Here is a 17,296-nt window from a genome sequence, read left to right as displayed (position 1 = left end):
CGGGCCCCGCTTGCCATCACACTCGTTTGCCATGAGCACAGACATCCATCCTCTCGACCAGGCCGTGGCGCTCACGCCCACCGGCGCCGTTGGCCACTACCAGGGCCAGACCACGCAGGACTACTGGAACATGGTGGGCCCGTACGGCGGCATCACCGCCGCCGCGCTGGTGCAGGCCATCCAGCAGCATCCGCTGTGCCTGGGCGATCCGCTGTCCATCACCGTCAACTACGCGGCCGCGCTGGGCGCGGGGCGCTTCGACATCGAAGCCCGCCCCGTGCGCACCAACCGCTCCACCCAGCACTGGCTGCTGACCATCACCCAGCCCGACCAGGATGGTGATGCCCAGGTCGTCACCACGGCCACGGCCGTCACGGCCGTGCGGCGCAGCACCTGGGGCGGCACCGACCTGTCCATGCCCGAGGTGCCGTCGCCCGCCACCGTGCCGCGCGTGCCGCCGCTGGGCGGCGTGGAATGGCTCAACCGCTACGACATGCGCTTTCTCGACGGCATCATTCCCCAGACCTGGGATGGCCGCGAGACCGACAGCCTCACGCGCCTGTGGGTGCGCGACGAGCCGCCGCGCGCACTGGATTTTTGCGCGCTGGCCGGCCTGGCTGACGTATTCTTCCCGCGCGTGTGGCTGCGCCGCGCACAGCGCACCCCGGCGGGCACGGTGTCCATCACCGTCTACTTCCATGCGGGGCGTGAGGAACTGGCGGCGGCAGGCACGGGCCACCTGCTGGCCCAAGCGCGCGGCCAGGAATTTCGCAACGGCTTCTTCGACCAGAGCGCCCAGCTGTGGAGCGAGGCCGGCGTGATGCTGGCGAGCAGCCACCAGATCGTGTATTTCAAGGAATAAGCAAGGCAAGACCATCATGAGCGAAACCACCCAGGACATCCTCGTGCACACCGAAGCCGGTGTCTGCACCATCACCTTCAACCGCGCAGACAAGAAGAACTCCATCACCGAGGCCATGTACGCCAGCATGGCCGATGCGCTGGCCCAGGCCGGCGAAGACGCCGCCGTGCGCTGCGTGGTCTTCCAGGGCGACATGGCCATCTTCAGCGCGGGCAACGACATTGCCGACTTCCTCAAGCAGTCGGCCGGCGGCGCCGCCAGGCCGGAAGGCGAGCAGCGCCCCGTCTGGCGCTTCCTGCACAACATCGCCGCCTTTCCCAAGCCCGTGATCGCCGCCGTCTGCGGCCCGGCCGTGGGCATCGGCACCACCTTGCTGCTGCACTGCGACCTGGTCTATGCGGGCGACAACGCGGCCTTCTCGCTGCCCTTCGTGAACCTGGGCCTGTGCCCCGAAGCGGCCTCCAGCCTGCTGCTGCCCCAGATGCTCGGCTACCACCGCGCGGCCGAGGCCCTGCTGCTGGGCGAGCCCTTCCTGGCCGAAGCCGCCCTGGAAGTGGGCCTGGTCAACCGCGTCGTGCCGCCCAGCGAATGCAATGCGCTGGCCCAGGCCCAGGCCAGGAAGCTGGCCGCCAAGCCGCTGTCGGCCCTGATCGAGACCAAGCGCCTCATGAAGGCCGGCCAGTCCGGCCTGGTGCGCGAGCGCATGGCCGAGGAGGGCGCGAGCTTCGGCAAGCTGATGGGCGGGCCTGCTGCCAAGGAGGCGTTCACCGCGTTCATGGAGAAGCGCAAGCCGGACTTCAGCCAGTGCTGAAATCCACGAAGGCCTCCGAGGCCTCCGAGGCGCCCGTGCAGTTCGAGCCCGAGTTCATCGCCGGGCTGCGCGAAGTGTTCGAGCGCCAGATCGCCTTCAACCAGGTGCTGGGCCTGCGCATCACCGAAGTGCTGCCCGAGCGGGTTGAAGGCCGCATCACCATGCGGCCCGAGCTCATAGGCCACGCCGCCTACCAGCGCATCCACGGCGGCGTGATCAGCGCCGGCCTGGACTCCATGGGCGGCCTGGCCGTCATGGCTGCCATCGGCGCCAAGCACATGGACGATGCGCCGCTGCAGCGCCTGCACCGCTTCTCGCGCCTGGGCACCATCGACCTGCGCGTGGACTACCTGCGCCCCGGCATAGGCGGCGAATTCATCCTGCGCGCCGAGGTGCTGCGGCTGGGTTCGCGCGTGGCCAACACGCGCATGGAATTCCTGGGGGCCGATGGCAGCTTGCTGTCCACGGGGACGGCGGCGTACATCGTTTCTTGAAGCATGGCCCGCTGACTGCGGGCCTTCTTTTTTGCGTGTCTTCACCCCCAGCGCGCGCGCCACACGGCCCAGGCCGTGCCCGCGCCATAGGCGGCCATGGCCACGGCGACCAGGATGAACAGCGACTGGGCGCTGCCCAGGCCGCTGGACATGAGCCAGCCGCCGCCCACCACCACGATCAGCAGGCGCACCGTGCCGGCCAGCACAGGAGCCCAGACGCGGCCTGCGCCCAGGGAGGCGAAGTAGAGCACCAGTCCCAGGCCGAACAGCCCGAAGGCCGGGCCCACGGTGCGCAGGTAGAGGTCGGCGTAGGCGCGCACGGCCGGGTCGCCGGTGAAGATGCCTGACCACAGCTGCGGCCAGACCATGACCACCAGCCCCAGCACGCCCAGCAGGGCCGCGGCCATGGCGCCGCCCGACCAGGCCACGCGGCGCGCGCGTGCCACCTGGCCTGCACCCATGGCCATGCCCACCATGGGCACGGCGGCCATGCCCACGCCGAAGGCCATGGGGATCAGCAGGAACTCCAGCCGCTGGCCTATGCCGTAGCCGGCCAGGGCCAGCGGGCCCAGGCGGGCGACCATGCCTGTCAGCAGCAGCGCGGCCAGCGCGGTTTGCACGGGGGACAGGCAGGCCAGGGCGCCCACGCGCAGGATGTCGCGGAACATGGGCCAGGCCAGGCGCGGCGTGCGCCAGTCCAGCTGCAGGCGCTGCTGGCCCCATTGCAGGTAGGCCAGAAAGGCCGCCACGGCCAGCACCATGGCCACGATGTTGCCCACGGCCACGCCCGGCATGCCCCAGCGCGGCATGGGCCCCAGGCCCAGCCCCAGCGTGCCGCCGACGGCGATCTGCACCAGCGAGGCCGCAAAGATCACGGCCGACGGCATGCGCATATTGCCCGTGCCCCGCACCACCGAGGCCAGCGTATTGCACAGCCACACCAGGATGGCGCCGCTGAACAGCACGGCGCCAAAGCCCGTGGCCGCTGCCAGCACCTCGCCGCGCCCGCCCAGCCAGCCGTAGAAGGTGGCGCCGCACAGCACGAAGATGAGCGAGTACAGCAGGCCTGCGATGGCGCCGATCACGATGGCGTGCAGGGCCAGTGCCGAGGCACGCGCGCCGTCGCCCGCACCCAGCGCGCGGCTGATGGCCGAGGACACGCCGCTGCCCATGGCACCGTTGCTCATCATCTGCGTGAGCATGGCCAGCGGAAACACCAGGGCCATGGCCGCCAGCGATACGGTTCCCAACTGCCCCACGTAGTAGGTCTCGGCCACGGCGACCAGCACCGACATGCTCAGCGCCACCATGTTGGGCACGGCCAGGCGCACCAGGGTGGAGGCGATGGGGCCGCTGACCAACGGATGCGCGGACCCGCTGGCCGCAGCGCCAGGGGCTGCGGAGGGCAGGGCGGCGCTCATTCCGCGCTCTCCTGCGTGGCGGTTTCCAGCACGGGCAGCATGCCCAGCACCAGGCTTTCCAGCGCGCCGATCTGCTCGCTGCCGCACAGCTCGCGTACGCGCTGCTGGGCCTGGCGCCACAGGGCGGCAGCCTCGCGGATGCGGGCGCGGCCTTCGGGCGTGACCACCACGCAGCGGCTGCGCGCATCCGCGCCGGGAACCAGGTCGATGAAGCCGGCCTGCTGCAGCGTGCGCAGGTTGCGCGTCATCGTCGTGCGGTCGGTGTGCAACTGCTCGGCCAGGGCCGAGACCGTGGGCGGGCCGTCGGGCGCATTGCGTGCCTGCACCAGCAGGCTGAACTGCGTGCCGCGCAGGCCGCTGGGCGCCAGCGTGTCGTCATAGAGCTGGGAGATCTTGCGCGACAGGCTGCGCACCATGAAGCAGGTGCAGACCGGACTGGCGGCGCTTGAGGTGGAGGAGGTCATGGGGCGTGGGGCAGGTGGCCTGGAATGGAAATGAGTGTAGATGCACCTATTGATTTGCGCATGTCCGCTGCGCGACCTGCGTATGCGCGGTGTGTGATCGAGAAAGGCTTGCAAGCACATGAAACGGGAGAACCATCTCGTTACCGTTCTTGCGAGATGCCGGCATTTGTTGCCAGTTCGTGTGCGTAGCATCGGATTTTTCCGAAGGAGACCCACCCATGGCTGTTCAGAACCCGTTCTTTGGCAAGCGCGACAACGATGCTTTCACCTCCCGCAACACCCTGGGCAGCGGCACAGGCGCCGCCAGCACGGGCGGCAGCCCTTCGGGAGCCGTCATGCCCAGCTCCAGCGTGACCAGCCCGGCATCCACCCAGCGCCAGGCCTCGCCTGTGTCGCAGGACTCTCCGGGCAGCAAGCTCACCGTGGGCCCCAACATCAAGCTCAAGGGCGTTGAGATCACCGATTGCGACACGCTGGTGGTCGAAGGCACGGTGGAGGCCACCATGGACTCGCGCGTGATCCAGATCGCCGAGCAGGGCGCCTTCCATGGCACGGCAGAGATCGACATCGCCGAGATCCATGGCGTGTTCGACGGCACGCTGACCGTGCGCGAGAAGCTGGTCATCTACGGCACGGGCAAGGTCAGCGGCAAGATCCGCTACGGCAAGGTGGTGATCGAAGAGGGCGGCGAGCTCACGGGCCAGATCGAGGCCGGCTCCTCGCCGCGTTCATCTTCGGGTTCGGCCGTGGCGTCCAGCGCCCCCAGCCTGTCCTCTTCCTCGTCGGCCGCCTCCAGCGACAGCGCCGCCAGCAGTTCCGCTGCCCTGGCTGCGGCCACCGCAGCGGCTTCGCTGCAGCCGCGCGTCACGCCGTCGCTGGCATGAGCGATCTCTGCTGCCGGAAATGAAAAAGCGACCTGCGAAGGTCGCTTTTTTCATGGCTGCAGAAGGGCTGGTTCAGCCGGCCTGCTGCTGCTTGCGTTCTGCATTGCGCTCGGCCGCTGCGCGCCAGGAGCGCACCTGATCGTTGTCCGGCAGCGACTGGGGCTTGCCCTGGCCGTCGATGGCCACGTAGGTCAGCAGGGCCTCGGTCACCTTGACGAAGCGGCCCTGGTCGGCAAAGCGCTCGGCATAGACCTCGACATCGACCGTGACCGAGGTGCGGCCCACGCGCTGCACGCTGGAGTAGAACGACAGGATGTCGCCCACGCGCACGGGCTGCTTGAAGATGAACTCGTTCACGGCCACGGTGACCATGCGGCTCTGGCCCAGGCGCGAGGGCAGCACGGAACCTGCCAGGTCGACCTGCGCCATGACCCAGCCGCCGAAGATGTCGCCATTGGCGTTGACATCGGCGGGCATGGGAATGACCTTGAGAACCAGCTCCTTGTCTGCGGGCAAGGGATGGGGCGGGAGGTCGGGGCGGGGTGGCATGGGCACAATCGGGTCAATATAACAACCGAGAATTGTCTTTCATGCGACGCGAGAGCGCTTCCCCTACGGATTTACCCTTAGTCCCAACCCCGGCACCGTCGCGGGACTGGAACGCGCTGCGGCGCCTGCTGCCCTACCTGTGGCAATACAAGTGGCGCGTGCTGGCGGCGCTGGGCTTCATGATCGGGGCCAAGCTCGCCAACGTGGGCGTGCCGGTGCTGCTCAAGCACCTGGTCGATGCGCTGGATCTGAAGGCCGGCGACGCCCGCGCGGTGCTCGTCGTGCCCGTGGCCCTGTTGCTGGCCTACGGGCTGCTGCGCTTTTCCAGTTCGCTGTTCACCGAGCTGCGCGACCTGGTCTTTGCCAAGGCCACGCAGGGCGCCTCGCGGGCGATTGCGCTGTCCACCTTCGAGCACCTGCATGCGCTGAGCCTGCGCTTTCACCTGGAGCGCCAGACCGGCGGCATGACGCGCGACATCGAGCGCGGCGTGCGCAGCACCGAGTCGCTGATCTCGTATTCGCTCTACAGCATCCTGCCCACCTTCATCGAAATGGCGCTGGTGCTGGGCATCCTGGCGCTGCGCTTCGACATCTGGTTCGCGGTCATCACGCTGGCGGCGCTGGTGTTCTACATCACGTTCACGGTCACGGTGACCGAGTGGCGCACGCGCTTTCGGCGCGAGGCCAATGCCCAGGAGTCGGCGGCGCACACCAAGGCCATCGACTCGCTGCTGAACTACGAGACCGTCAAGTACTTCGGCAACGAGGGCTTCGAGGCGCGGCGCTATGACGAGAACCTGGAGGCGCTGCGCCGCGTGCGCCTCAAGAGCCAGACCACGCTGAGCATGCTCAACTGCGGGCAGCAGCTGATCATCGCCACGGCCCTGGTCGCCATCCTCTGGCGCGCCACGCAGGGCGTGGTGGACGGGCGGCTGTCGCTGGGCGACCTGGTCATGGTCAATGCCTTCATGATCCAGCTCTACATCCCACTGGGCTTTCTGGGCGTGATCTACCGCGAGATCAAACAGAGCCTGACCGACCTGGAGCGCATGTTCACCCTCATGGACAAGGAGCGCGAGGTGGCCGATGCGCCCGGCGCCCGGCCCCTGCCGGCCGACGGCGCACCGCCCGAGCTGCGCTTCGAGCATGTGGACTTTGCCTATGACCCCGAGCGGCCCATCCTCAAGGACGTGAGCTTCACCATTCCGGCCGGCAAGACCGTGGCCGTGGTCGGCCCTTCGGGCTCGGGCAAGAGCACGCTGGCGCGGCTGATCTTCCGCTTCTACGACGTGCAGTCCGGCCATGTGCGCATCGCCGGGCACGACCTGCGCGAGCTGACCCAGGACAGCGTGCGCGGCGCCGTGGGCATCGTGCCGCAGGACACGGTGCTGTTCAACGACACGGTGGAATACAACATCGCCTACGGCCGTCCCGGCGCCAGCCGCGACCAGGTGGTGGCGGCCGCACGCGCCGCGCGCATCCACGACTTCATCGAGGCCACGCCCCAGGGCTATGCCACGCGCGTGGGCGAGCGCGGCCTCAAGCTGTCTGGCGGCGAAAAGCAGCGGGTGGCGATTGCGCGCACCCTGCTCAAGGACCCGCCCATCCTGATCTTTGACGAGGCGACTTCGGCGCTGGACTCGGCCAACGAGCGCGCCATCCAGGCCGAGCTGCAAAGCGCCGCGCGCAACAAGACGGCGCTGGTGATTGCCCACCGCCTGTCCACCGTGGTCGATGCGCACGAGATCCTGGTCATGGACGCGGGCCGCATCGTCGAGCGCGGCACCCACGCCCAGCTGGTCGCGGCGGGCGGGCGCTATGCGGACATGTGGGCGCTGCAGCAAAGCGGGGAGCCCGCCGTGCTGTAGCGCGGGGCGGCCGAGGGACCGGGCGGCCGGGTGGCCGGGCGCCTGGACGGCTTCAGGGCTTGAGGTGCGTGACCAGGAACTGCTCCATGGCTTCGTAGAACTCGAACTTGTTCTCGTCGTTGTGAAAGCCGTGGCCCTCGTTGTCCTTGACCATGTACTGCACCTCGACGCCGCGCTCGCGCAGCGCCTTCACCACCTGGTCGCTCTCGTCCTTGTTCACGCGCGGATCGCGCGCGCCCTGGGCGATGAACAGCGGCGCCTTGATGCGGTCCACATGCAGGGCCGGCGAGGTGGCGGCCAGGCGCTCCCTGTCGCGCTCGGGATCGCCCACCATGGCGTGCATCTGGTCCAGCAGCGGCTTCCAGTAGGGCGGAATGGTCTTCATGAAGGTGAACAGGTTGGACACGCCCACATAGTCCACGGCCGCCGCATACAGGTCGGGCGTGAAGGCCACGCCGGCCAACGTGGCATAGCCGCCATAGCTGCCGCCGTAGATGCCGATGCGCGCAGGGTCGGCAATGCCCTGGTCGATCAGCCAGTGCACGCCATCGGTGATGTCGTCCTGCATCTTCAGGCCCCATTGGCCGAATCCCGCTTCCCAGAACGCGCGGCCATAGCCCGTGGAGCCCCGGAAGTTCACCTGCAGCACGCAGAACCCACGGTTGGCGAGGAACTGCACCTCGGGGTTGTAGCCCCAGCCGTCGCGGGCCCAGGGGCCGCCGTGCGGGTTGATGATGCAGGCCAGGTTCCTGGGCTCGCGGCCGGCCGGCAAGGTCAGGTAGCCGTGGATGGTCAGTCCGTCGCGGCTGGTGTAGCTGACGGGCTGCACACGCGACATGGCGGACTCGGGAATGGCCGGGTTGATGTCGGCCAGCTTGGTCAGCGCATCGGCGGCCGCGTCGTAGATGTAGCGCGCGCCCGGCGTGCGGTCGTTGAAGGCGGCAACGATGAACTTGTCCTCGGCGCGGTTGGCGCCCTGGATGGCGAAGTCGTAGCCCGGCAGCTGCGCAGCCAGCCGGCCGTAGAGGGCTTCGGTCTCGGCATCGAAGAAGCGGTACTGCGGCTTGTCGGTCTGGTAGGCGGCCAGGGTCAGCACGCGGCGCTTGCGCGAATAGGCCGCCGCGCCCAGATCGACTTCTTCGGGCACGAAGATTTCCGCTTCCTCGTCGGGCCGGGCCGGGTCGATGACCACCAGGGCCAGCTTGTCGCGGCCCCGGTTGGACAGGGCGTAGAGCTTGCGGTCATCGAAGGTGAAGAAGGCAGGGCTTACGCTGGTGCGGTAGTCGGTGGTGATCAGGGTCTGGAACTCGCCGGCCTCGTCGTCGCGGTAGAGCAGGGCGCTGTTCAGGCCGTCGCTGGCGACGGCGGCCCGCACGCGGCCCGCATGGTCGGTCTGCCAGCCGACGATGTTGCCGGGGTTCTGCGCCACCAGTTGCGCCGCGCCTGTGTGCACATTCACGCGGTACACGTCGAAGACCTCGGCATCGCGCTGGTTGTGGCTGATCAGCACATGGTCGGGGTCGTCTTCCAGGTCGTCCTCGATGCTGGCGCGCACGCCGTCCCAGGGCGTCAGGTCGGTGGCTTCGCCGCTGCGCGCGTTGACCGCCAGCACATGGAAGTTCTCGTCGCCGCCGAAGTCCTTCTGGTAGAGCACCACATCCGAGCCCTTCCAGAAGAAGTTGCTGATGTCGCGCTCGGTCTCGGCCGTGATGCGGCGCGGCTCGCCCACAGGGGTGCTGCCCGCAAGCGCCTGCACATGGATGTTCATGCGCGCCGGATGGCCGTCCACGCTGACGGGCTGCATGAAGCCCAGCATGCTTCCGTCATCGGCCAGGCGGAAGAAGCCGCGCTCCGGATTGCGGAAGAAGTCCTTGATCGGATAGGCCTGCGGAGCCTGCGCATCGGCGCTGGCATCCCGTGCCAGGTTGAGGATGTGGGCGGCCATGGCGGGGTGTCGGGAAAACGTCGGCAAGGGTGACCTCCTGGGTTGCAGCGGCAGGGGAAAAAGGGAGCCGGCCATGATGCCATGGCGCTGTATACAAACAGGCGGGTCACTGTCTTTGCCGGGATTGGTTGTATACATTTGATTGGTGTTTTCCCGTGTTTTTGCGGAAAAATACACCATGAATCGCCTTGGATGTATACATTCACGCCATTCCATCCAGACAAAGCCCCATGAGCCCCCAGCTTGCCCCCGCCGCCTCCGAAGCAGAAAGCCACTCCCAGGTCATCAAGGCCCAGCTGCAACTGCGCGAGATGATTCTTGCGGGCGAACTGCCCGCAGGCGAGCGCATCGCCGAGCTCACCGTGGTGCAGCGCCTGGGCATCTCCCGCACGCCGGTGCGCGCCGCGCTGATGCGGCTGGAGCAGGAAGGCCTGCTCGAAGCCATGGCCGGCGGGCGCGGCTACCGCGTGCGGCTGTTCTCCGAGGCCGATGTGGCCGATGCCATCGAGCTGCGCGGCACGCTGGAAGGCCTGGCCGCGCGCTGGGCGGCCGAGCGCGGCGTGGCCGAGCCGCTGCTGGCCCAGGCCGGCCGCTGCCTGGATGCCATCGACCGTGTGCTGGAGACGCCTGACTGGGGCGATGAGGCCTTCTCGCGCTATGTGGCGCTGAACTCCGAATTTCACGACCTGCTGCACTCCATGGCCGGCAGCAGCGTCATGCAGCGCGAGCTGGAGCGCGTGGTGCGCATGCCCTTCGCCTCGCCCTCGGGCTTTGTGCTGGCGCGGGCCGAATCGCCGCGTGCGCGCCACAGCCTGATGGTGGCCCAGGACCAGCACCGCCAGGTGCTGGACGCCATTGCCGCGCGCGAGGGCGCCCGGGCCGAGGCGCTGATGAAAGAGCACTCGCGCATTGCGCGCCGCAACCTGCGCGAGGCCGTGAGCGAGCCCGGCAGCCATGCGGTTCCTGGCGTGCAGTTGATCCGCGCTTGATCTGCGATTGATACGTGCCGGCGGCCTCGGCCGCCCGTGCCCCAGCCACCGCAGCGCCAAGGACTGCGGACCCCACCCATAAAGGAGACCCCCCATGAGCACATTCCCCAAGAACACCTGGTACGTGGCGGCCACGTCCGACGAGATCCAGGACAAGCCGCTGGGCCGTCGCATCTGCGGCGAGCGCATTGCGTTCTACCGCGCGCAGCACGGCATTGCCGCCGTGGAGGATTTCTGCCCGCACCGCGGCGCGCCCCTGTCGCTGGGCTTTGTCTGCGAGGGCAAGCTGGTCTGCGGCTACCACGGGCTGGAGATGGGCTGCGACGGCAAGACCATTGCCATGCCGGGCCAGCGCGTGCGCGGCTTCCCCGAGATCCGCAGCTATCCCGTCGAGGAACGCCACGGCTTCATCTGGGTCTGGCCCGGCGACAAGGCGCTGGCCGATGCCGCCCTGATTCCGAAGCTGCCCTGGCACGACAACCCCGAATGGGCCTACGGCGGCGGCATGTTCCACATCCAGGCCGACTACCGGCTGATGATCGACAACCTCATGGACCTGACGCACGAGACCTATGTGCACGCCAGCTCCATCGGCCAGGCCGAGATCGACGAGACGCCCTGCAAGACCGAGACGCGCGGCGAGGGCGCCGATGTCGAGGTCGTCACCAGCCGCTTCATGAACGACATCCCCGCCCCCCCGTTCTGGAAGATGGCGCTGCGCAGCAACGGCCTGGCCGACGAGGTGCCCGTGGACCGCTGGCAGGTCTGCCGCTTCACCCCGCCCAGCCATGTGCTGATCGAGGTCGGCGTGGCCCATGCAGGCCACGGCGGCTACGACGCGCCCGACGAACACAAGGTCTACAGCATGGTGGTGGACTTCATCACGCCCGAGACCGAGGAATCCATGTGGTACTTCTGGGGCATGGCGCGCCGCTTCAATCCGGGCGACGCCGAAGTCACCGACCGCATCCGCGAGGGCCAGCACAAGATCTTCAGCGAAGACCTGCAGATGCTGGAGCTGCAGCAGCGCAACCTCAGTGCCCACCCCGACCGCAAGCTGCTCAAGCTCAACATCGATGCGGGCGGCGTGCAGTCGCGCAAGGTCATCGACAAATGGATTGCGCAGGAGCAGCAGGCGGCGGCGGTGACCGCAGCAGCGGCCCAGCCTGCCGCCGCCGTGGCCTGAGGCTGCCGGCATGGCCAGGCCAGCAGGCGCGGGCGCCGGGGATGGGGTAACCTCGGCGGGCTTCAACCCCAGGGCCGCAAGGCCTGCCGCCACCGATGGTCCACTCCGCCTCCGATCCGCTTTCCATCGACCTCTACGACCAGCCGGGCCACCTGATCCGGCGCGCGCAGCAGATCGCGGCGCAGCTGTTCCGCGACGTGCTGGGGCCGGACGTGACGCCCGTGCAGTACGCCATCCTGCGCATGCTGCAGGAAAAGCCGGGCATCGACCAGGTGACGCTGGCGCGGCTGGTGGCGCTGGACAACTCCACCACGGCCGACATCGCGGCGCGCCTGGAGGCCAAGGGCTGGGTGCTGCGCGAGATCCTGCCCCGGCGCCAGCGGCGCCTGACGCTCACGGCCGAGGGCGAGACCATGCTGGCCGGCTTCGTGCCCAATGTCCACGAACTGCACGAGCGCATGCTGGCCGCGCTCGAACCCCAAGAGCAGGCCGAGTTCAAGCGCCTGCTGCGCAAGTTCGTGCAACTGCACGACGTGCGCGAATCCACGGAAACATCGTCCGCCGACTGAGGGCGGCCTGGCCGCCTGCGCGCATGGCGAGCCGACCGTGATCGGGGAAACCCGGTATTTGACGTACATCATCATTCAGTAAACTGAATCACATTCAGCATACTTAATGAACGACTGAAAACGGCTGAAAACACAAGAAAGCTCGGCCAGAGCTTCCACCCCAAGGAGACCCACGATGACTGCCTGCCTGCTTGCCCCTCGCCTGCAGCGGCCCCGCGCCGCCGCATCTTCCATCCCCTTTTCGCAGGAGCTGCGGCCATGAGCGCCGACCTGCGTGCAAGCGTCGACCAGCGGCCCATGACGCGCTTCCAGTGGTCGGTCATAGCCCTGTGCATGGTGCTCAACATGATCGACGGCTTCGACGTGCTGGTCATGGCCTTCACGGCCTCGGCCGTGTCGGCGCACTGGCAGCTCAGCGGCGCCCAGCTGGGCTTTCTGCTCAGTGTGGGCCTGTTCGGCATGGCGGGCGGATCGCTGCTGATCGCGCCCTGGGCCGACCGGCTGGGCCGCCGGCCGCTGATCCTGGCCTGCCTGGCCCTCTCGGGCGTGGGCATGCTGGGCTCGGCCTTCAGCCACAGTGCCATCCAGCTTGCGGCGCTGCGCGTGCTCACGGGTCTGGGCGTGGGCGGCATCCTGGCCTGCAGCAACGTGATTGCCAGCGAATACGCCTCGCAGCGCTGGCGCAGCCTGGCCGTCACCCTGCAGTCCACGGGCTATGCGTTGGGCGCCAGCATTGGCGGCTCCATCGCGGTGTGGCTGCTGGGGCGCCATGACTGGCGCGCCGTCTTCCTGTTCGGCGGCTGCGTGACGCTGGGTGTTCTGCTGCTGGCCTGGTGGCGCCTGCCGGAATCCATGGACTTTTTGCTGGCGCGGCGCCCGGCCGGCGCGCTGCAGCGGCTCAATGCCCTGGTGGTCCGCCTGGACCTGCCCACGCTGGCGGCGCTGCCGCCTGCCGCGCCCGCATCGGCGGGACCGGCGCGGCGGGGCCCGCTGCAGCTGTTTGCGCCGGGCCTGCGCCGGCCCACGCTGCTGGTCTGGCTGTCGTTCTTCGCGGTGATGTTCGGCTTTTACTTCGTCATGAGCTGGACGCCCAAGCTGCTGGCCGCCTCGGGCCTCACGCCCGAGCAGGGCGTGACCGGCGGCGTGCTGCTGAGCCTGGGCGGCATCCTGGGTGCCACTTTGCTGGGCCTGCTGGCGGCGCGCTATCCCGTGCACCGCGCACTGGCCGGCTTCATGCTGGCTACGGCCGTGCTGCTGTGCTTCATCGTGAGCAATCCGGGCTCGCTGTTGCTGTCGTACGCGCTGGCCTTCCTGATCGGCGTCTTCGTCAACGGCTGCGTGGCCGGGCTCTATGCCATCGCGCCCATGGTCTATGGCGGCGAGGTGCGCGTGACCGGCGTGGGCTGGGGCATAGGCATAGGGCGCATCGGCGCCATCGTCTCGCCCATGGTCGCGGGCTCGCTGCTCGACGCCTCCTGGTCGGCCAGCCAGCTGTACGTGGGCTATGGCGCGGCCTTCGTGTTCGCGGCCTGCATCGTGTCGCTGCACCGGCTGCAAGGGCCCGAAGCCGGCAGGCCCGCAGCTGCAGGCCGCGCGCTGTCGGCGCATTGACCACGAACCGCAGACAGGAAAGAGAAACCCATGACCGAATGCACCACCGCACCCTCACCTGTGCCCGCCTTTCCGCTGGACCAGTGGTATGTCGCCGGCTTTGCCTGGGAGCTGCAGGACGCGCCACTGGCCCGCACCCTGCTGGGCCGGCCCGTCGTGCTGTTTCGCACGCCCGATGGCAGCGTCGCCGCGCTGGAAGACCGCTGCTGCCACCGCGAGCTGCCGCTGTCCTGCGGCACGGTGGAGGCGCGCGGCCTGCGCTGCGGCTACCACGGCCTGCTGTTCGACCGCGCCGGGCAGTGCCTGGAGATTCCGGGCCAGCAGCGCATACCGCCCAAGGCCTGCGTCAAGTCCTTCGACCTGCGCGAGCGTGATCAGATCCTCTGGATCTGGATGGGCGCCACGCCCGATTCCGTGCCCGCGCAGGAGCCGCCCGCCTATCCCGTGCACGGCGATGCGCGCTACCGCTTCGGCGGCGATGTCTACCACTACGACGCGCCCTACCAGCTCATCCACGACAACCTGCTGGACCTCAGCCACCTGGGCTATGTGCACCTCAAGACCATCGGCGGCAATGCCGGCGTCCACATGAATGCCGAGCTCAAGGTCCGCCAGGAGGGCGACAGCGTCACCGTGCTGCGCTGGATGCCCGACTCCGACCCGCCGCCCACCTATGCGGCGGCCTGGCCGTTCGCGGGCCGCATCGACCGCTGGCAGGAGGTGGAGTTCCACCCCTCGCACGTGTGCATCTGGACCGGCGCCATGGACGCAGGCAGCGGGCAGCTGGACGACCCGCAGCGCGAAGGCTTTCACATGCGGGGATTTCACGGCGTGACGCCGGAGACCGAGCATTCGGCCCACTACTTCTGGACCATTGCCACCAACCCGCATCCGGACATGCAGGACACCACGCGCCTGGTGATCGACCAGACGGCCGCCACCTTCGAGGAGGACAAGGTCGTCATCGAGGCCCAGTTCCGCAACCAGCAGCGCTTTGGCGCGCGCCCCGTCATCGACATCCATGTGGACGCCGGCCCCAACCGCGCGCGCCGCGTGATCAGCCGGCTGCGCGAGGCCAGCGCCCGTGCGCTGGCGGCGGCCTGATTTTTCCGAACCCCTCCATTCCCACGTTTTTCCCATGCAAGCCAACCCCATCCTCCAGGTGCGCGTCGCGCGCAAATGCGCCGAGGCGCAGGACATCTGCAGCCTTGAACTCGTGCCGCTGGACGGCCAGAGCCTGCCCGCCTTCACGGCCGGCTCGCACATCGACCTGCACCTGCCCGGCGGCCTGGTGCGCCAGTACTCGCTGTGCAACGACCCGCAGGACACGGGTCGCTACGTGGTCGGCGTGCTGCGCGAAGCCGCCTCGCGCGGCGGTTCGGCCGCCGTGCACGAACAGGTGCAGGAAGGCCAGCAGATCGCCATCGGCGCGCCGCGCAACCATTTCGCGCTGCATGCGGGCGGGCCTGCACGTCATCTGCTGCTGGCCGGTGGCATAGGCATCACGCCCGTGTTGGCCATGGCGCGCCAGCTGGCGCGCGAGGGTGCCGATTTCGAACTGCACTACTGCGCGCGTTCGCGCGAGCGCATGGCCTTCACGGCCCTGCTGCAGTCCATGCCCTGGGCCGACCGCGTGCATCTGCATGTGGATGGCGAGGGGGCGCTCGACATGGCGCAGCTGCTCGGCGCCCCGCAGGCGGGCCTGCACCTGTATGTCTGCGGCCCGCGCGGCTTCATGGACGCGGCGCTGGGCATGGCTCGCACGTCGGGCTGGGGCGAGGACAGTCTGCACTACGAGTTCTTCGCGGGCGAGGCCGTGCAGCGCGAGGGCGATGCCGGGTTCGAGATCGAGATCGCCAGCACCGGCCAGGTGGTGCGCGTGGCGCCCGAGCAGACCGTGGTCCAGGCGCTGGCCGGCATCGGCGTGGAGGTGCAGACCTCTTGCGAGCAGGGCGTGTGCGGCACCTGCCTCACGCGTGTGCTCTCGGGCGAGCCCGAGCACCGCGACATGTACCTGACCGAAGACGAGCAGGCCGCCTGCGACCAGTTCCTGCCCTGCTGCTCGCGCGCGAAATCCGCCCGGCTGGTGCTGGACCTGTAGGGCGGCACCGCGCAGGGCCCCTGGCGGGTGGACAATGGGTTTCCCCTTGCCCACAGCCCGTTGAAGCCGCTGATTTCCCCGCGGCAGCGGGCGCCGCTCTTTCGCCATGCAACCTGCCCTGCTTGTCCTGAACTTCAACGCCGAAGGCCATCTGCGCCAGATGGCCCAGGCCTTTCCCTCCTTCGACCTGCTCTACGCGCCCGACGCCAGCCAATGCGAGGCGGCTCTCGCCGAGCACGGCGCACGCATCCAGGCCGTGCTGACCATCGGCTCCATTGGCCTGTCGGCCGCGCAGATGCAGCGCATGCCTGCGTTTCGGCTGGTCTGCGCGCTGGGCGCGGGCTACGAGAACATCGATGTCGCCCATGCGCAGGCCCATGGCATTGCCGTGGGCAATGGCGCGGGCACCAATGACGACTGCGTGGCCGACCACGCCATGGGCCTGCTGATCGCCTCCGTGCGCGGCCTGGTGCGCCTGGACCGCGCCACGCGCGACGGCGTCTGGCGCACCGCCATGCCGCTGCCGCCCAATGTCTCGCACAAGCGCCTGGGCATCCTGGGCATGGGCGCCATCGGCGCCAAGATCGCCCAGCGCGCGCTGGGCTTCGAGATGGAGATCGGCTACCACAACCGCAGCCAGCGCAGCGAGCTGCCACACCGCTACTTCGGCGATCTGCTGTCCCTGGCGCAATGGGCCGATGTGCTGCTGGTCGCCACGCCGGGCGGCCCGGGCACGCGCCACCTCATCAACACGCAGGTGCTGGATGCGCTGGGCCCGCAGGGCCATCTGGTCAATATCGCGCGCGGCAGCGTGGTCGATACCGCCGCCCTGGCCGCCGCCGTGCGCGAAGGCCGCCTTGCCGGCGCGGGCCTGGATGTCTACGAAAGCGAACCCGCGCCCCCGGCTGAACTGCTGGACCTGGACGCCGTGGTGCTCACCCCCCATGTGGGCGGCTGGTCGCCCGAAGCCGTGCAGGCCTCGGTGGACCGCTTCATCGCCAACATGCGCTGCCACCTGGAAGGCCGCCCGCTGGTCTCGCCCGTCACGGCCTGAGGCCGGATTCAGCCCTTTATCTCCCAAGGGCTGCGGCCAGGTGCAGCAGTCCCATGACCAGGCAGATGGCCGAGGACACATGCCAGAAGCGGTCGCTGTTGTCCGGAAAGCGTGGTTTCAGCCACGGAAAGGCCGCGGCCCGCGCCACCAGCACCAGGCCGGCCCCGGCCAGCACCAGGCGCATGAAGGGCAGGGGACTCAGCAGGCCCGCGCCTGCCAGCGCATACCCCGCCAGCAGCGACAGCACCACGCCGATGGCCGCCGACACCAGTGGCGGATACCAGTGCCCCGCCTCGGCCATGCGCGCCATGCGCTCGCCGGCCCCCATGAGCCGCAGCCCACGTCCCCCCCAGACGATGCAGGCGAAGTGGGCCAGCGCGGCCGCCGTGTCGAACAGGGCGGCGGCCAGGGCCAGCAGTTGCACGCCCTTCACGCCAGGGCTTCCCACGCGCCGGTGTGCTGATGCTTCTTCATGGTGTATTCCTTGG

At 68.8% G+C, this 17,296-nt stretch carries 17 protein-coding genes; 12 read left to right on the top strand and 5 right to left on the bottom strand.

The genetic code is table 11. The features are described 5' to 3' along the window. Window positions 1–31 precede the first annotated feature (31 nt). The 3 genes from A4F85_RS17360 to A4F85_RS17350 are packed head-to-tail and all read left to right on the top strand — an operon-like array spanning window position 32 to window position 2,167. Window positions 32–862 carry an acyl-CoA thioesterase gene (locus A4F85_RS17360; protein WP_013804195.1) on the top strand — a complete coding sequence of 277 codons (831 nt, stop codon included), beginning with the start codon at window positions 32–34 and terminating at the stop codon, window positions 860–862. Window positions 863–878: 16 nt separating this feature from the next. Continuing rightward, a complete protein-coding gene (locus tag A4F85_RS17355) occupies window positions 879–1,673 on the top strand; it encodes an enoyl-CoA hydratase (RefSeq protein ID WP_013804194.1) in 795 nt (264 codons plus the stop codon). Beyond that, on the top strand, window positions 1,667–2,167 hold the full coding sequence (locus A4F85_RS17350; protein WP_013804193.1) for a thioesterase family protein: 501 nt from the start codon (window positions 1,667–1,669) through the stop codon (window positions 2,165–2,167). Before A4F85_RS17355 ends, A4F85_RS17350 begins: the two co-directional genes overlap by 7 nt. A gap of 41 nt (window positions 2,168–2,208) precedes the next feature. Here A4F85_RS17350 and A4F85_RS17345 read toward each other — a convergent pair whose 3' ends face one another. Beyond that, window positions 2,209–3,588 carry an MATE family efflux transporter gene (locus A4F85_RS17345; RefSeq protein WP_063327275.1) on the bottom strand — a complete coding sequence of 460 codons (1,380 nt, stop codon included), beginning with the start codon at window positions 3,586–3,588 and terminating at the stop codon, window positions 2,209–2,211. After that, window positions 3,585–4,052 (bottom strand): MarR family winged helix-turn-helix transcriptional regulator, encoded by a 468-nt coding sequence (locus A4F85_RS17340; protein ID WP_013804191.1) that lies wholly within the window; start codon window positions 4,050–4,052, stop codon window positions 3,585–3,587. Before A4F85_RS17340 ends, A4F85_RS17345 begins: the two co-directional genes overlap by 4 nt. A gap of 218 nt (window positions 4,053–4,270) precedes the next feature. Between A4F85_RS17340 and A4F85_RS17335 the strand changes: the two genes are divergently transcribed. Next, window positions 4,271–4,936, top strand: coding sequence for a bactofilin family protein (locus tag A4F85_RS17335; protein WP_063327274.1), 666 nt, complete (start codon window positions 4,271–4,273; stop codon window positions 4,934–4,936). Window positions 4,937–5,008: 72 nt separating this feature from the next. Here A4F85_RS17335 and A4F85_RS17330 read toward each other — a convergent pair whose 3' ends face one another. Next, window positions 5,009–5,485: an acyl-CoA thioesterase gene (locus A4F85_RS17330; RefSeq protein WP_012203278.1), complete on the bottom strand. Its 477-nt coding sequence runs from the start codon at window positions 5,483–5,485 to the stop codon at window positions 5,009–5,011. A 41-nt stretch (window positions 5,486–5,526) separates the two neighbouring features. Between A4F85_RS17330 and A4F85_RS17325 the strand changes: the two genes are divergently transcribed. Beyond that, entirely contained in the window at window positions 5,527–7,353 is a 1,827-nt protein-coding gene (locus A4F85_RS17325) for an ABCB family ABC transporter ATP-binding protein/permease (protein ID WP_012203279.1), read from the top strand. Window positions 7,354–7,405: 52 nt separating this feature from the next. On the opposite strand, the gene A4F85_RS17320 is transcribed toward A4F85_RS17325, so the two are convergent. Then, entirely contained in the window at window positions 7,406–9,298 is a 1,893-nt protein-coding gene (locus tag A4F85_RS17320) for a S9 family peptidase (protein ID WP_156517051.1), read from the bottom strand. Window positions 9,299–9,528: 230 nt separating this feature from the next. Here A4F85_RS17320 and A4F85_RS17315 point away from each other — a divergent pair, with 230 nt between their 5' ends. The 7 genes from A4F85_RS17315 to A4F85_RS17285 all read left to right on the top strand — a co-directional run bounded on the left by A4F85_RS17315 (window position 9,529) and on the right by A4F85_RS17285 (window position 16,808). Beyond that, window positions 9,529–10,287, top strand: a complete 759-nt coding sequence (locus A4F85_RS17315) for a GntR family transcriptional regulator (protein ID WP_016451803.1) — start codon at window positions 9,529–9,531, stop codon at window positions 10,285–10,287. 94 nt (window positions 10,288–10,381) lie between these two features. After that, window positions 10,382–11,473 carry an aromatic ring-hydroxylating oxygenase subunit alpha gene (locus tag A4F85_RS17310; RefSeq protein ID WP_063327272.1) on the top strand — a complete coding sequence of 364 codons (1,092 nt, stop codon included), beginning with the start codon at window positions 10,382–10,384 and terminating at the stop codon, window positions 11,471–11,473. A 95-nt stretch (window positions 11,474–11,568) separates the two neighbouring features. Continuing rightward, window positions 11,569–12,042, top strand: coding sequence for a MarR family winged helix-turn-helix transcriptional regulator (locus A4F85_RS17305; RefSeq protein WP_047326188.1), 474 nt, complete (start codon window positions 11,569–11,571; stop codon window positions 12,040–12,042). A 258-nt stretch (window positions 12,043–12,300) separates the two neighbouring features. Next, window positions 12,301–13,653, top strand: a complete 1,353-nt coding sequence (locus tag A4F85_RS17300; RefSeq protein ID WP_063327271.1) for an MFS transporter — start codon at window positions 12,301–12,303, stop codon at window positions 13,651–13,653. Between the two features lie 30 nt (window positions 13,654–13,683). Continuing rightward, window positions 13,684–14,757 carry an aromatic ring-hydroxylating dioxygenase subunit alpha gene (locus tag A4F85_RS17295; protein ID WP_063327270.1) on the top strand — a complete coding sequence of 358 codons (1,074 nt, stop codon included), beginning with the start codon at window positions 13,684–13,686 and terminating at the stop codon, window positions 14,755–14,757. 34 nt (window positions 14,758–14,791) lie between these two features. After that, entirely contained in the window at window positions 14,792–15,754 is a 963-nt protein-coding gene (locus A4F85_RS17290; RefSeq protein WP_063327269.1) for a PDR/VanB family oxidoreductase, read from the top strand. Between the two features lie 106 nt (window positions 15,755–15,860). Continuing rightward, entirely contained in the window at window positions 15,861–16,808 is a 948-nt protein-coding gene (locus A4F85_RS17285; protein ID WP_063327268.1) for a 2-hydroxyacid dehydrogenase, read from the top strand. A gap of 16 nt (window positions 16,809–16,824) precedes the next feature. On the opposite strand, the gene A4F85_RS17280 is transcribed toward A4F85_RS17285, so the two are convergent. Then, on the bottom strand, window positions 16,825–17,256 hold the full coding sequence (locus tag A4F85_RS17280; protein ID WP_231890571.1) for a hypothetical protein: 432 nt from the start codon (window positions 17,254–17,256) through the stop codon (window positions 16,825–16,827). Between the last annotated feature and the right edge of the window lie 40 nt (window positions 17,257–17,296).

This window comes from Delftia sp. GW456-R20 (assembly GCF_001622915.1).
Taxonomy (GTDB): domain Bacteria; phylum Pseudomonadota; class Gammaproteobacteria; order Burkholderiales; family Burkholderiaceae_C; genus Comamonas; species Comamonas acidovorans.
Note: the sequence above shows the minus strand (reverse complement) of the source record. Positions and strands in the feature narration are given on the sequence as shown.

Excerpts from the sequence above, each read along its gene's own strand:
- A4F85_RS17330 (WP_012203278.1), bottom strand. The coding sequence starts at position 5,485 with ATGCCACCCCGCCCCGACCTCCCGCCCCATCCCTTGCCCGCAGACAAG.
- A4F85_RS17360 (WP_013804195.1), top strand. The coding sequence starts at position 32 with ATGAGCACAGACATCCATCCTCTCGACCAGGCCGTGGCGCTCACGCCC.
- A4F85_RS17295 (WP_063327270.1), top strand. The coding sequence starts at position 13,684 with ATGACCGAATGCACCACCGCACCCTCACCTGTGCCCGCCTTTCCGCTG.
- A4F85_RS17340 (WP_013804191.1), bottom strand. The coding sequence starts at position 4,052 with ATGACCTCCTCCACCTCAAGCGCCGCCAGTCCGGTCTGCACCTGCTTC.
- A4F85_RS17345 (WP_063327275.1), bottom strand. The coding sequence starts at position 3,588 with ATGAGCGCCGCCCTGCCCTCCGCAGCCCCTGGCGCTGCGGCCAGCGGG.
- A4F85_RS17285 (WP_063327268.1), top strand. The coding sequence starts at position 15,861 with ATGCAACCTGCCCTGCTTGTCCTGAACTTCAACGCCGAAGGCCATCTG.
- A4F85_RS17310 (WP_063327272.1), top strand. The coding sequence starts at position 10,382 with ATGAGCACATTCCCCAAGAACACCTGGTACGTGGCGGCCACGTCCGAC.
- A4F85_RS17290 (WP_063327269.1), top strand. The coding sequence starts at position 14,792 with ATGCAAGCCAACCCCATCCTCCAGGTGCGCGTCGCGCGCAAATGCGCC.
- A4F85_RS17355 (WP_013804194.1), top strand. The coding sequence starts at position 879 with ATGAGCGAAACCACCCAGGACATCCTCGTGCACACCGAAGCCGGTGTC.
- A4F85_RS17315 (WP_016451803.1), top strand. The coding sequence starts at position 9,529 with ATGAGCCCCCAGCTTGCCCCCGCCGCCTCCGAAGCAGAAAGCCACTCC.
- A4F85_RS17325 (WP_012203279.1), top strand. The coding sequence starts at position 5,527 with ATGCGACGCGAGAGCGCTTCCCCTACGGATTTACCCTTAGTCCCAACC.
- A4F85_RS17305 (WP_047326188.1), top strand. The coding sequence starts at position 11,569 with ATGGTCCACTCCGCCTCCGATCCGCTTTCCATCGACCTCTACGACCAG.
- A4F85_RS17300 (WP_063327271.1), top strand. The coding sequence starts at position 12,301 with ATGAGCGCCGACCTGCGTGCAAGCGTCGACCAGCGGCCCATGACGCGC.
- A4F85_RS17320 (WP_156517051.1), bottom strand. The coding sequence starts at position 9,298 with ATGGCCGCCCACATCCTCAACCTGGCACGGGATGCCAGCGCCGATGCG.
- A4F85_RS17335 (WP_063327274.1), top strand. The coding sequence starts at position 4,271 with ATGGCTGTTCAGAACCCGTTCTTTGGCAAGCGCGACAACGATGCTTTC.